The following is a 13,791-nucleotide window of genomic DNA, read 5'->3' as shown; positions in this document are numbered from 1 at the left end:
GAAAGCGCCAGTCCATCCACCGGCGCTATGGTTATGATCAGGCAGGAAAGAAAGTTTGCGCAGCCTAGTAGAGAATGGTGCCGTCGTTATCCGCCGTCGGCGGCGTTCCTTTTTTGTACATCTTGTTGCCGGTGCCCGATACCCATTCATACGTCTGTTTAGCACCACCATCAATCTTGATCGGATGCTGCCAATTCGCGCTGAATGTGATCGTGCCATTCGCTTCAAGAGCCACACCCCCAGTGTTATTGGGGTTTGACAGAGAGATGCGTTTGGTCACCGTATCCAATTTAATCGATGCGTTAGCAAGCGCAGTTCCCGCCCGGATTTCTGTTACACCAGAGCTTCCCCAAAGTGTGACGTTTGTACTACCTGCTTCCACTGATAGATACCCAGGGAAAGGGCCGTTATTGAACACGTGCAGCTTACTTGCCGCTGCGTTGACGGATCCCCAACGTACCGCAGTATCCTGATCCTGGATAACGACCTGGCCGTTCATGCGCACAGTGCCGGCGACGCCACCAACGGTGACAATATTTACACTCCCGTAAAGGTAGTTGGCAGAAAAATCGGTGGCGCGGGTTGAGTTTGTAAAGGCCTCTTCCGAAAGGAAAAAGTTGCTTTTCCTGCGTTCACTCATGTCGAACGTTACCGAGAAAATTTCAGCCTGATCAACGTTGGCCCCCATGTTTGCTGACAGGCAAACGACAATTTTAGAGCCGCGCACGCACACATCCTGCACACCAGTGCCTGACGGCCCCGCATCGTTGTACATAGCCGGTACGGCAGCGACGGGGATCTCAACAAAGTTTTCCCATGCCATGTTCACAGCATCGTTATCAGTACCTACGCGCATCGTTAGCAATGGGCTATCCGTCAGCGCACTGCTGCTATTGCCATTGCGGTAGCGACCGCAGTAAAAAACATAGGTGTTCCCCTGGTAGCTGATTGACGTTACAGGGGATTGGTCAGGAACGCCGTCAATTTCCCGCGTCGTAAACGTCTGGCAGTTATCGTCGCTGTACCACATTACGGCCTTGCGTACGGCATTATTCTGAGTGCGAAGGAAACCGATAACCCGAGTGCCGTACACGCGAATTGTCGGCTCTACAAGCATCGGCGTTCCACCCATATCCTCCTTAGAGAACATCGTGTGCTTGACCACCTCCAGCGTCACCGGGTCGATAGTAGCAATACCGACTTCCGAGTCATACATGTGATAGCCGAACGCCAACAGCCCGTTGGGCAGAACGGCGAATGAATGCATAAGCACAGGAGCCCAGCCGTTTGAATCGTACAGCGGTACAGGGTCAAGTACCGGGGTATACACTGACCCATCGTTAACGCTTTTATACAGCACGCACTTGCTCTGAGATTCGTCCGACACCCTGCGGAATCGAGCTGCAACCCAAATATTCTCTCCATCAGAACCAGCGCCCCACGCAGAAACACCCTGAGGCCACGTAGCTAAATCTGTCGTCGACGCAGAAATACGTGGTGCCAAGCGTGACCAGCTGACCCCGTCCTGTGAGATCTGTTGATAAACGCCCAACGGCTTGCTGCTGTGGGATTCGCCAACGTTAAACATGCAGAACGCCCTGTTTTTGTGGCTGAACACCTTACCCTGCGGCCATGCCGAATACATGCCGTTCGTTGTTGTCTGGGATAGTTTGACGCTGGAAATCGTGTCTAGCACCGCGGCAACCGTGGTTTTCTTGTAACCAACCATGCCGGCGCCTTTAAACGGATCGCTTTTGTTTGCCAAGTCTATCGCCAGTTCCGTGCCGCTGCCGGTCTGCGGTAACACCCCGATAGGATTGCCCAGGCTGTCGAAGCCCAAAACTTTATTTGCGCGAGATGCAGCTGGAGGCAGAACCGGAATAAAAGGTTCAGGAACCCGCAATGTGCGACTAAAAATTGAGTTATCCCCGCTGCTACCTTCGCTATATCGGGTGGCGTCTGGGATATAGAATTGCTGTACACCAAACGTGTCATATACAGCGATCGCATGACGTTCGGTCACTACGAATTTTGCTATCTGGTCATTGTTAACTAAAAAACCACCGGTATTTAGCTTCAATGGTTGCGCCACAGGCACAAACGACCCGTCTTCACCTTCGAGAAAAACTTGGATCTGGTTTTCGACAATTGTCGGGTCGGTGTCCACCTTGCCTAAATATACTTTCCCGTTAGAAACCGCAGCGAACTTTCTGGCAGCAGTGAACGGGGTGTAAGGTAACGCAACTACCGCAGTTGGAATGACAGAATTAGCCATCTATTTTTCTCCAGGCGTAGAAAGGCCCCGCAAAGCGATGTTTGCGGTATTGTTGTGCTAATCGCAGTACCATAATGGTACTATTGTTGATTTATACAGTTCGCCATATCATGCCGATCCACCCACCGGTGAGGCACGACTATGGAAGAGTTAGAGACGCAGTTTCATTTACGTTTGCCGAAGGAAACACACGGCAAAGTTAAGCAGCGCGCCAAAATGAACGGCCGCTCGCTCAACGCAGAGATCACGCTGATAATCGAAGAAGCACTGGTGCAACCGCCGAAAATAACCGGCTTTCGCGACGACGCCGAGCGCCTGGCGCACGAACACGCCGAGCAGTTCAAACAGGTTGTGGTCGAAACGTTATCCGCGATATATCGAAAAGACTGATAACCCCATGCTATGCTTAGCGAAAACATAGGAGGTTTTATGGAAATTGTAGTTATCGCGCTGCTTATAGCTTTTTTGGTGCTCGTAGCCCAGTTGGGACAGATAATTTCATTGCAGAAGAAAAGCATCAGCGAGACAAAAACAGTGGCTGCATTCCTGGATGAAATAAACCGCAATTTAGGGCGGCATACTGAATCCATATTTGACGTCACAGATCAGTTAAAAAACAGCGTGGAGTCTATAGAGTTAAAGGTCGGCGACATTAAATACGTTATGGACGTAATAGAAAAATACAGTCTACCGGATAAAGAGCAAAGAAAAGTATTAGACCAAGTCAAAATCGACAACGAAATTTATCGGTAGGCCCTCCATGGCCGGTGGTTAATATTCTCTGCCGTCGGCCTCTCCCGAAAGCCATCCAATAATACCCACCCTCGCGATCGCCTGCTTCTCCTCTCGCGTCAATGTTCTGTAGAACGATTTCCACGCAGGGGAATTGGCGATACGAGACTCCATTTTCCGGTTGATTACCTGCTGCCCCTTCTCCGGTAACTTGCCCCCTTTCGCCTGCTTAACGACCGATCTAAATTCAGGTGATGCCAGCAGACGATCGGCAGCAACGCTACGCGCCGGGCGGGCGGCTTCTTTGGCTGCCATACCGGCTACGGCGCCGTAGCTCAGCGTCGGACCGACAACAGGAATGTGGCCCAGCACCGTAGTGGCTAACGCGCCTTTGCCGTGGCGGTAAATTTTGTCCAGCGTGCCACCTTCTGCATCGAATTGCTTGATGAAAGCGTTAAGGCGGCCGGTTTGGATGCTGCTTTCTCGTGCCTGGCGCACTGCCTGCGAAACGGTGAAAAGATTCCGTAGCTGCTTGGCAGTTCGTGCGCCGAGCTCCTGCTCTACCATCGGCAGCGTGCCGGAAGACTTCATCCCCTGATACCAGTCCACGAAACCTGGCAGATGGAATTCGTTCTCCTTGCGGCTGCCCTGGCTGAAAGCATCGCGCAACGATGTGGCCACAACCTCACGCCGGATGCGTGGCGAAGGGATATCCTGCTGTAGCGCCCGAAACCCTTTCGCGTCGCCCTTGGCTAGATTGCGGATCGCCAATGCTGCTTTTGTTCCGATGTCGCCGCGCAGGTCTTTGCCGAGCAGTCCAGTTAGCGCGTCTTCCATCGTGGTACGAACCCCGATCAGCTTCTTGGCAGCCTGCCATTTGTCACCCATGCCGGCAGCGACGACCGCCTGTTCCTGGTCCGCCGTGAGGTTCGCGTAAAGCTGTTTCAGCGCGCCTGTCTCTTCGTCGCGGAACGGTCCCGAGTTTTTGCCGATCGCCTGTCCGATCTGCTTGCGCATGTTGTCCAACCGTGCATAAGTCGGCGCAGTGACTTCAGTGCCCACGGGAGCAACAGAGTTATAAACTCGCTTTTCCATCGTTGATAGATGCTCCGCACCTCCCAATTCGTCTGCTTTGCCATCAAGATAGCGAATGATGTTATTGGCTTCGACGGTCTGCCCTTTAGGGATGGCGGCCGAGATCTGGTTATAGAGCTGGTCTGATTTATTCTGAACAGTCGCAATACCACGTTGAAATGAGGACAGAAACTTGTCATTCATCGCGGCTTTATCCGGCAGCGCGCCGGCGGCGTCCGTAAGATCCGTGGCCTGTTTAGCGATCTTGGTGAGCGCCTGGTTTTCCTGCGCCGCCAGCTGCGAACCAGGAACGGATTTCAGCGCCTGTTCGAAATCGCGATAGGCCTGATTGCCGGATACATGCGACAGCAGCAAGTCGTCTTCGCGCAGCCCCAACTGCTTAGCGGCGTCGATAACATCTTGCCGCGGGGCGACATCGCGCGCAGCGTCTGCCATCCGCGGCGCAGTCTCTCTATCCGCGGCAGCGCCAACACGCGCGGCCACATCCTGCACATCTTGCTCAGGTGGCATTACGGATGCCTGTGCTCCTGGAGGAGCAGATACGGCCTGTTCTGGCGTTGCCGTGGCGGTTACCCCCGCAGCCCCTTCACGCTGCGCAGCGTTGCGAATAGCACCCGCAGCACGCCCACCGGCGGCCAGCAATCCGCGCCCGATCACGCTACCCGCCAGGCCAGTAGCGAGGTTGCCCGACAGGTCATTATTCTGGGTGGACTGCGCAATCGCACCGGGGAGGTTTTCCGCCAGCATGTTCGCCGCTTGTGTTGCAACTCGTTCCGCACGTCCAGCGCCAGCCGTAGAAGCCAACGCCGCCGCAGTACGTTCAGCGCCGAGGCCAGGGATAAGATACGGGCCGATCTCTGCCCCCAGCTGCGCATAGGGGTCTGTAGGCCTCATGCTTTCCGGCAACCGCAACTGCATAACCAGGTCTTCTGCCGGTACGCCCGCAGCGCTGAGTGCGGTGTTAACCACCTGCCCAGGGATATTGGCGACGTTCACAGCGCTTTGTGCCAAGCCTCGCCCGGCCTGCTCGAGGTTCTCTGCGAAAGTCGGCTCCGGCGCCGCCTGTGCCCACGGTTGCGCCGCCTGCTGTGATAGCTGGGCCAGCTCACCTTCACCGCCCGGCTGCGCGGCTGGCTGCGTCCACTGCGCGAAACGGGGGTCGGTGACGTAGTTAACCGTCTCTGCTGGAATTTGCGTTTTCTCACCACGCATAAATTTCTGCACGTTGCCGGGCCCCCAGTTATAGGCGGCCAGAGCGTCAGTAACATTGCCGTGCGCGTCGAGCATCTGTTTTAGATACCGACCGGCGGCCTCAACCTGCAGCGCCGGGCTACGTTTTAGCTCTTCAGGATCGTACCCCATACCGCGCGCTGTATCAGGCATCACTTGCCCAAGACCGATGGCCCCTTTCGGACTGATAGCCTTAGAGTTGCCGCTGCTCTCCTTGCTGATCACCGCACTAAGCAGGCCCGCAGGGAGCCCGAAACGCTGCTCAGCCGCAGAAACAATATCGCCACCGGTTTGCGGTGGCGACTGTTCGGCCTGCTGCTGGTATTTGGACCACGGCCCCTCAGAAGTTGAAGTGGCCGCCGACGCGCTCTGATATTTCTCCCAAGGGCCTGCCATTAGTTCTTTCTCCAACTGTTAGGATTGCTCGGGTCGCCACCGATGAACGTATAGCCACCCTCGGTGTACCCGGCTCGTGGTACCGCAGTACTGCCACCAGTCTGCCCTGCGTTGAACGTGTCGATTTTCTGCTGGTACGTATCGATCATTGGCTGCTGCTTCTGCAGATATGCTGTCTGCCGCTGAAGCACCTTTTGCCAGTTGTCGATCGCGGCACGGGCAGCATTAGGCGACATGTTCTGATTGATAGCCAGAAATGCCCGCGCGGCCGCCTGGCCTTCGGAATCCGAAACCGGGCCGGTGCCTTTCATCCCGATAACCCCCATCAAACGTGCCTGCCCCTGCATCTGCTCGATTTTGGACCATGCGTCGGCCGATTCCGTGCCGGGGATCCGCGAGTTGACTGTGCCGCCGAATCCGAACACACGGTCGAACACTTCGGGCTTTATGCTTTTCACCTGGTTGACGGTGTCGTACATGCTGGCCACGTTGTTGGCGTTGCTTTGGTGAGCACCGACATAATCCTGCATTTTCTGCACGGCCGCCTGCTGCGTAGCCTGGGATTTCGCGCTGTTCTCGCCTGCCTTCAAACTAAGTTCCAGCTGCTTGTTAGCATTATCCGCCTGGTTCTTCTGGGCGGTCAGGTTCAACTGCTGTTGGCCTTGGTTTAGCTGCCCCTGCTGGTATGCGGCCTGCTGCTGCAGGCGCTGCTGCCCCAGATTCAGGTTTGCCTGTGCGATCTGGCCGGTCTGCTGCAACTTGGCATTGTTCGCCTGGAGGTCAAAATATTTGTCCGGACCGAGCGAAGCGATCCCCAGGTGGTCCACAAACTGGCCAAAGCCGGCCGGGTTCTGCTGGTACATCTGCGCCACATCGGAAGGATTTACGCCGACGCGCGTCAGATCACCGGCGTTTTTTTGCAGCCACTGCCCCATTGCTTCAGGACTTTGCGACGCCAGACGCGCTGACGCCGCCAGACTGCCGACGGTATTACGCTGATCTTCATCGACGAAGCCCATGCCGTTGCGCACGGCCTCAAACTGTTCGGGGTATTTGGCGACTAGCCCACGCATTGCGCCACGATCGCCCGACGCATAAGCGTTCGCGTAATCCTGCTGGAACGCCTTCTGGCGCTGTTGCAGGTCTGCCTGCTTCCAGGTGTTAGCCAAGGAGCCCGCGGCGCCCGCCAATTGCACGCCGAGGTTGTTCTCTCCTGCTCGCTCGCGGTCGTTGTTATCGCGGATCAGGCTCAGCGCGGTATTTGCATCGCTGGCCTGCGGTGCGTTCGCGTTATTGGTGCCGATACCGGCCAGCAAGCCGCCGGCATTGCCTTGTTGCCACGTTGCCATGATTGCCCCTTAAAACAGTGAACCCAATGCACCCAGGCCGCCGCCGATCGCAGCCCCCCACGGCCCGCCGATCGCCATGCCCGCCGACGCGCCGGCCAGGCCGCCACCGAGGGCGTTCTGGAAACCTGACGGTCGGTTAGCGTTCGCGGCCGACAGGGCCGCCTGTTGTTGGAGAAGCTGACCGGTGTTGTTCGCATAGGATTGACCTGCGTTGGCCTGCCCCTGCAGCGCCCCAAGACCGATATTGGCCAGGTTCTGGTAGTTATTCATCTGACCGGTGAGCCAGTTTTGCCCCAGCATAGGGGCAATCGTCGCCAACCCATTGCCGGTAGCAGTCGAACCCAGCCCGCCGGTTGCTTCGGCGGATGCCAATTGCTGGTAGCGTGCCTGATCAGCCTGGTCTTTGAACTGGCCGGAATTGTAGTAATCGTTCAACGCCGACTGCTGGCCGCCGAGAGACGAGAGATTTTGCAGCTGTCCAATGTACTGCTGCGCCAGAGGCGTGAACGGTGCCAGGTTCTGCATGTTCGTCTGCCATTGCTCGCGCTGCAGTGCAGTCGCTTCACGCATGGCGTCAGCTTGAGCACCTGATCCGTTATCACCGCCACCTTTGCAGTACACTGCGCGATTACGGACTTTGTTCATGAGCTGGAAAATTAGCATTTTTGCATGTCCTCATACTGCGAACGCGTGAGCTGATACAACGTAACGCCAACAGGTCGCCCGTTGCTGAGATATGCATCCTCAAGGCGCCCTACGCGCGTGGCGCCCAGCAGGCGGATGATCGCTCGACCGTATTTTGTTGAATCCGGCACCATAGTGATGCTGTTCGTGAATGGCGAATTTGCCAGGAGCCAGCGGCAGAAAAGCCGGTGGCCGTCCAGCGCATACTTTCCGCGAAAACCCGGATCGTAGATGGCATGGCACTCGACAACGCTTTGCCAGAACGTGCGCACCTCATGCACACCGACCAACATCACCCCTTCATAGATGCCGAGGTAGACCGCATCAGGCTTGATGAAGTAGTGATCGCCATCGTCAACGATGTTGCCGGTGTTCACCCGGTTATTCAGGAATGCCTGCAACCGCACCGGGTTATCGATTAATTTAATTTCCATCAGTTAATCATCCCGTTAGTGCGCGCCATGTCCTCCAGCGCTTTGATGCGCTGGCACGCAGCTTTGACCGCGTCGGCCAAGGCCTGAACTTCTGCTTGCGTATAGGTGGCGCCGACGGTAAACGACTGGTCAGCGTTGAACGTCCCTTTGTTCGCCGTACCTGTTGCGGCAGTCCAGCCGGTTTGGCGCGCGCCGAGGACAGACAGGCCCGCCACTTTGTACGACCCGCTGACGTTAACGTCGCCACCAACCTGCAACTTATCCGTGGTAGGCGTTGCGATGTTGCCCACGATGAACGAGCCACCCGTAGCCTGCACCGACTGACTTGTTGAAACCGCCTTCGATACCGAGTTGGTTTCCAGGGTATCGATATCGCCTTCTGCGGTATCCATCCGGGTGTCTAACGCCGAAATATCGTTGGTGTTTTGCGTGATTCGCGTTTCGTGATCCGCCAATGCTGCTTCATTGGCCGATATGCGTGTCTCATGATCGGCAAGCTCAGCCTCAGCGGCGGTAATACGCTGTTCGTGATTTACTAATGTGGCTTCCGCGGCGGTAATGCGCTGCTCATGGTTAACGAGCGTTTCTTCCGCGGCGGTGATCCTCACTTCGTGGTTATCGAGCACAATATCCTGCTCGTCATTCTTGACCTGAGCATCGTAAGCGCCCTGGCCCGCTTCGTTCGCTTTACCCGCAACTTTCCCCATATCCGTTCCTTGGTTAACCACATAGTCGCGGTACACGGGGGTGAATGATTCAGGCACCAAGGTTGCATCGATACGGGTCGCTTGGATGACCACCGGGGTAGTTAAGTTATCATCGGCCACTATTCGATCCTCACCGAGCAATCGCTCAGAGTCACTGGTGAGCGGGTGATCACGCGCACTTTAAAGCCGATATTCTTCCGCACCCGCCCCATTCGGCGCCACAGTACGCGTTTATCGTAGGCAAACGGCGAGTTGGCGCTGATCATCTGTTCACGGCCGTAGTTTGAGCCATCGGCGGTTGAGGAGATAAACAGCCGTTCCGCGTACTGCGAAACGCCTGTCGCCGCTTCGATCTCAAAGTCGAACACGCGAGCATTGTTGGCTTTGAACATGGGAGTGAACAGCAGGTGTTCAGTCTGCTTGTCGTACTGCGCCGAGGAATCGAACTGCAGAGCGCCAACAACCGGCTCCAGCTTATCGCCGGTGGTGATCTGGTTGCCCTCGAACACGTAGTCGATCGCGCGATGCACATCGTCGAACAACCCTGTTTTAAGGATGCACCACTGCGCGCCGTTCTGGCTGGCCGCCGCGTCGTAACACAACACATGGCGTGGGAGATGGACGAGGAGCAATTCATGACTGTCGAATCTCACCGCCTCCAGCACGCCTGTTGCCAACTCTTCAGAGGTGTAGCTGCGCAATACCTTCTCTACGGTAGAGGTAGCTATAACCTCAGCCCGGCCGCCGTTAATGACATATACAGAGGGTGAACCTGTTGCCTGGTGGCTAATAAAAGCGAAGGAGCCCATGAACTCGGTCTTGCAATACGTGCCGGCGATCCCTTTCTGCACCATATATGACGGTTGAGGCACATAAATCGCCGATGATGTATCCGTGGAACCAGTCAGCGAGAAATATTCAATTGTGCTGCTGCCAAACATCACGACAAAATCGCGCCATATGCCGCAGCCGAGAATACCGTCGGGTTGACTCTCGGCGCTATAGAACGGACGGAACCGGTCTGGGTGCGATTCGTCTTCGAGATCGGTAACGCCGAAAGTTTGTGTGCCGTCCTTCACCCAGACATAACGGCCCCGAGAACGACATACGTCACGGACTCGGCCGATATCGTACTGGGGATATTTAGTCACTATCTCCGCGATTTCTTGAGTGACAACAAATTCAGAAGCGTTAACACCTGCCACCCCGGGTGGGATGTTCAAAGTGTATTCAATCGCAACATCGGTTCCCGCATTCGGGACCCCGGTGACTTTTAGGTCGGTGATGTATGGCGCAGTCGTAGAAACTTCCTGGGATTGACTAGCCCCCCACTGCGTTTCGGTGATTTCCATCAAAGCGCCACTGGCACCTGTTGAAGTTTTCGGAGTGACTTTTATCAGAAAACTACCCACAGCGTTTTCAGCCGTAACGCTAAATTTATTGCTGGATGCCGTACCGTCAGTGGAGATCCAATCCTTAACCGGTTTACTCTCCGCAGGTGTTACGACTTCCTCCGGCCAGTTCTGCAACGTTTTAACAGTGCCATCGTAGCGATACATCGTTAACACGCCGCTGGCGGCGACTGATTGGCTTACAGCACTGTGCGCCAAACTTACCCTGCCATCCCCGGGGGCGGCGCCGCGGTCAGTTTCTCCGCGATAGAGCCTCCCGCCAAGCACCCTATAGACAATGTTTTCGGCAGTGTTGAACTGCACCCCGCGAGAAGTTCCTGCCACGCTCGCCTTTTTCGTCACGCCAGGGAAGGAACGAAGATAGCCGGCGGCATTTAGCACTTCTTTCGGCGTGGCCAGCATATTGACTGGCAACAGGTCTACATAGTCCGCATTGCGGTAGTCCTTACCGAGACCTTTAGCCAGTGGAAGAGTCGGCATCATCGTCTCCTTTGCGATGGAAATAGTGGTGGCCGTTGTAGGTCGGGATCCGGTTACCGGAGCCGATAGGCATCCGGTTCGGGTAGCCGGCTTCGCGATAGACTTTTTTCGCGCGCGCCAGCGCGGAGGACTTGACCAGCAGCTCTTTGCCGTAGCGCGCAGTGGTCACTACTTTTGCCAGCGGCTCGACCTCGTAATCGGGTGCGATGCGCAGCGCCAGGTTGTGATACACCGCGCTGAGATGCGCCGTTTTCAGTCCGTGGTCATCGCCATCCACAGCCGGTTCGCCATCGGCAGCAAACTGATAGCCGATATCGATACCCACCGCCGGATCCTCGCGCCACTCAGCCATCATCATTTCGAGGTCATTCACGCCATCTTCAACAGATTGCGGTTCGACGTCGGTCAGCGTGGCATTGGAGGCGATGCCGATTTTTCGCAGCGCGGCGAGCACCAGATCGCCTTTTGTGGTCAGGTTCATGGTCACCGCCTACCAGTGATTAAACGAATTCGTCTGCGTTTTCAGACGGGGTTTTGCCTTTGCGCTGCTTCTTAACCGGCTCTGGCTCTGGCTCTGGCTCTGGCTCTGGCTCTGGCTCTGGCTCAAACAGTTTTGACGGGTGATCCAGCCAGCCTTCAGCCAGGTGGGCTTCCAGTTCGTCGGCCTCGATCACTTTTACGTGGGCTTTCAGCCCCCACACCAGCGTGTCGCCGCCGCGTTTGTAAATCATCTGGGACATGGTTAATCCTCAACAAAGAAAAAGGGGCCGAAGCCCCTTTTCAGTTGGTTAAGCGGTCTGGTTTGCCAGGCCGACGCCGATCGCTTCCGGTCGTACCGCGCACGCGGCATACCACAGCGCGATACGACATTTGCCGGTCAGGGTTGAGATATCGCCCTGCGTCGCGAAAATGCCGTTCAAGCCGACGCCAGGGATGGCGAACGACTGGGTTTTCATACCCGCGAACAGTTCGTGGTTCGCCGGGATCGGTTGCGACACCAAGCGGATGGAATCATCCGCCCAGAACACGTTCGTTTCCGCGGTTTTCACGTTCAGAACATTCACAGCCATGGTGTTGGCCAGCGAGGTGTTTACGTTCGCATAGGCGCGCTCTTCGGGGGTCAACGCGGTATCATCCAGCGCGATTGGCTTAGGTGCGATTGTCACGTTGGCACCGTTCACTGCAACCACCGTGAAAGTGGCGTCGTGAGTCAGCACGTTTTTAGCCATCTGCGACAGATACTTCACGCCAGCAAAGCTGATCTTGTCGCCGCGCTTCAAGCCAGTTCCTGCGCTCAAAGTAACGGTCGCTACGCGGTTATCGACGTTTTCCTTGTTGCCGTCGGCATCCAGGCGCCACGCTTCTGGTTTGAACTTCTGCGCTCCGGATACAGTCAACCCGGTCGCCGTAGACGCCGCCAAGGTTGGCAGTTTAGGAGAGCGCAACACGTCATCGAAACCAGCTACTTGCCGCTGAATGCTGCCATTTTTATAGGCATCTTCAGGGATGCGGCCGAAAATATCGCGGTTGATCAGGTCATGGCCTGCGCGCTTATAGTCACCGGGGTTGAAGAAGTAAGACAGACCCGCATCGCGATTGAGTTCGCGAGCAAACATGATCTCTTCTGCATCCGCGACGAAATCCCAACCACTACCGGTGGCGGTGCCGATCGGCTGCGGGTTAGTGACAACCAACGAGCCCATATCAACCGCCTGCTGCGCAATCGCCTTTTCGACGTTGTTTGCCAGCTTTTTGGCTGACGCCTGGATGCGGCGGCGATAAGAGCGTTCATCACGCAGATCGTCGGCGCGCAGTTGGAAAAAGTCGTTGTCCGGGTCGCCCATGTTGCACTTCACGGATAATTCCAGTACGCCAGTGGCTTTGTCGGTCAGGTCCCAGCCGCTTTGGGTAGGTGCTTCCTGCTCAACTGGCAGCCAGAAGGTGTTGCCGGAGCGCTGCATAGATGGCGCCGCAGGGGCGTATTTGTTGGTCTTCTGCGCCATTGGCGTCAGGTTTTCTACGGTTTCGACAATCTCGTCTACCGCATAGGTGATCATTTGACCTTCGTTAAGAGCCATTATTTGAGTTCCTTAAGCTTTTGTTTGAGCATGCGGTAAGTCGCGGTGTCGCCTTTGTTGGCGGCAGCTTCCATTTGTTTCTGAAGCGAATCTCGGTTCGCCGCAGCGGCCTGGCCCTGCACAGGCTCGTCAACCGCTGGGGCGCCGGAGATTTGCTTACCGCGTGGTTTGAGAGTTAAACGGTCTGACAGGCGAGTCAGCTCGATGATGGCCTGCGTTTGCGGCAGGCTCAGGATGTCGCGCGCCTTCTCTGGGTTTGCGCCCAGGTGGTAGAAAATCGCTGCGGATTTCTCAGGGAACAACGCCATGATCTCCGCATCGATGCCCGGAGCGAGCATCGAGCGGAAAGCGTCCTCTTTCGCCTGATAATCCGGCAGGTTGAGTTTTTCGGCCGCGTCGTAGTGTTTACGGGCTGCATCCACATAAACGGCTGACTGCTGCGTAAACGCCTGAGTTTTCTTGCCCTGTTCGGCTACGGCGTTGCTGCGAGCATCCTGCGCTTTCATCAGCCACTCGGTATTAGCGGCGTTGAAAGCGGCCAGCGCTCGGCTCTGGTCGTAGTCGTATTTGGCAAGGCCGTCGTCGGACAGATACTGGTTAATGTCCGGCTGCGCCGGCAGTTCAGGCGCCACGCGCAGGTTATCCGGCAGTTCGCCACGGCTCACCGCTTCCATCTGCTGCTCAAGCTCGCGTTGACGCTTGCGCTCGATGCGTTTAGCGGCGAAATGGGCGTTTGTCGCCGGATCCTGCTTAGGTTTTGTCTCATCGTCGTTCAGGACAATATCGAAGCCGCTCTCCTGGCCTTCGCTGCCGTTGGCATTATCGATCAGCTGGCCTTCAACAGGTGCCGCCTGCTGAGTGCTGGACAGGGTTTGGCCTTCAGTTGCCTGAATTTCGGTGGTATCGGTCATGATTTAAT

13 protein-coding genes are annotated in these 13,791 nt (G+C 56.2%); 2 read left to right on the top strand and 11 right to left on the bottom strand.

Going from position 1 to position 13,791, the window contains the following annotated elements; genetic code table 11:
- Nucleotides 1-64 precede the first annotated feature (64 nt).
- Nucleotides 65-2,275 (bottom strand): phage tailspike protein, encoded by a 2,211-nt coding sequence (locus ACK3CV_RS09890; protein ID WP_474341007.1) that lies wholly within the window; start codon nt 2,273-2,275, stop codon nt 65-67.
- 141 nt (nt 2,276-2,416) lie between these two features.
- Here ACK3CV_RS09890 and ACK3CV_RS09885 point away from each other — a divergent pair, with 141 nt between their 5' ends.
- Both ACK3CV_RS09885 and ACK3CV_RS09880 read left to right on the top strand, forming a co-directional pair.
- Nucleotides 2,417-2,665 carry an Arc family DNA-binding protein gene (locus tag ACK3CV_RS09885; RefSeq protein ID WP_474341006.1) on the top strand — a complete coding sequence of 83 codons (249 nt, stop codon included), beginning with the start codon at nt 2,417-2,419 and terminating at the stop codon, nt 2,663-2,665.
- A gap of 39 nt (nt 2,666-2,704) precedes the next feature.
- A complete protein-coding gene (locus ACK3CV_RS09880; RefSeq protein WP_337060805.1) occupies nt 2,705-3,028 on the top strand; it encodes a hypothetical protein in 324 nt (107 codons plus the stop codon).
- Between the two features lie 18 nt (nt 3,029-3,046).
- Here ACK3CV_RS09880 and ACK3CV_RS09875 read toward each other — a convergent pair whose 3' ends face one another.
- Genes ACK3CV_RS09875 through ACK3CV_RS09830 form a run of 10 tightly spaced genes read right to left on the bottom strand, consistent with a single transcriptional unit; the run spans nt 3,047 to nt 13,783 of the window.
- Nucleotides 3,047-5,728 (bottom strand): lytic transglycosylase domain-containing protein, encoded by a 2,682-nt coding sequence (locus ACK3CV_RS09875; protein WP_489009850.1) that lies wholly within the window; start codon nt 5,726-5,728, stop codon nt 3,047-3,049.
- A complete protein-coding gene (locus tag ACK3CV_RS09870) occupies nt 5,728-7,077 on the bottom strand; it encodes a phage DNA ejection protein (RefSeq protein WP_489009849.1) in 1,350 nt (449 codons plus the stop codon). Before ACK3CV_RS09870 ends, ACK3CV_RS09875 begins: the two co-directional genes overlap by 1 nt.
- 9 nt (nt 7,078-7,086) lie before the next feature.
- Nucleotides 7,087-7,740, bottom strand: a complete 654-nt coding sequence (locus tag ACK3CV_RS09865) for a DNA transfer protein (protein WP_489009848.1) — start codon at nt 7,738-7,740, stop codon at nt 7,087-7,089.
- Nucleotides 7,734-8,195, bottom strand: a complete 462-nt coding sequence (locus ACK3CV_RS09860; protein WP_474341003.1) for a DUF2824 family protein — start codon at nt 8,193-8,195, stop codon at nt 7,734-7,736. Before ACK3CV_RS09860 ends, ACK3CV_RS09865 begins: the two co-directional genes overlap by 7 nt.
- On the bottom strand, nt 8,195-9,022 hold the full coding sequence (locus tag ACK3CV_RS09855) for a phage tail protein (protein ID WP_489009847.1): 828 nt from the start codon (nt 9,020-9,022) through the stop codon (nt 8,195-8,197). The genes ACK3CV_RS09860 and ACK3CV_RS09855 overlap by 1 nt, the downstream gene beginning before the upstream one ends.
- Nucleotides 9,022-10,794, bottom strand: a complete 1,773-nt coding sequence (locus ACK3CV_RS09850) for a packaged DNA stabilization protein (protein WP_489009846.1) — start codon at nt 10,792-10,794, stop codon at nt 9,022-9,024. The genes ACK3CV_RS09855 and ACK3CV_RS09850 overlap by 1 nt, the downstream gene beginning before the upstream one ends.
- Entirely contained in the window at nt 10,772-11,275 is a 504-nt protein-coding gene (locus ACK3CV_RS09845) for a packaged DNA stabilization gp4 family protein (protein WP_346425492.1), read from the bottom strand. The genes ACK3CV_RS09850 and ACK3CV_RS09845 overlap by 23 nt, the downstream gene beginning before the upstream one ends.
- 19 nt (nt 11,276-11,294) lie before the next feature.
- Nucleotides 11,295-11,534: a hypothetical protein gene (locus ACK3CV_RS09840; RefSeq protein ID WP_308369449.1), complete on the bottom strand. Its 240-nt coding sequence runs from the start codon at nt 11,532-11,534 to the stop codon at nt 11,295-11,297.
- Nucleotides 11,535-11,582: 48 nt separating this feature from the next.
- The gene (locus tag ACK3CV_RS09835) at nt 11,583-12,872 is read right to left on the bottom strand and encodes a P22 phage major capsid protein family protein (protein ID WP_049273977.1); all 1,290 of its coding nucleotides are present in this window, start codon (nt 12,870-12,872) and stop codon (nt 11,583-11,585) included.
- Nucleotides 12,872-13,783, bottom strand: a complete 912-nt coding sequence (locus ACK3CV_RS09830; protein WP_454266560.1) for a scaffolding protein — start codon at nt 13,781-13,783, stop codon at nt 12,872-12,874. The genes ACK3CV_RS09835 and ACK3CV_RS09830 overlap by 1 nt, the downstream gene beginning before the upstream one ends.
- Between the last annotated feature and the right edge of the window lie 8 nt (nt 13,784-13,791).

This window comes from Serratia sp. TSO36 (genome assembly GCF_057808395.1).
Note: the sequence above shows the minus strand (reverse complement) of the source record. Positions and strands in the feature narration are given on the sequence as shown.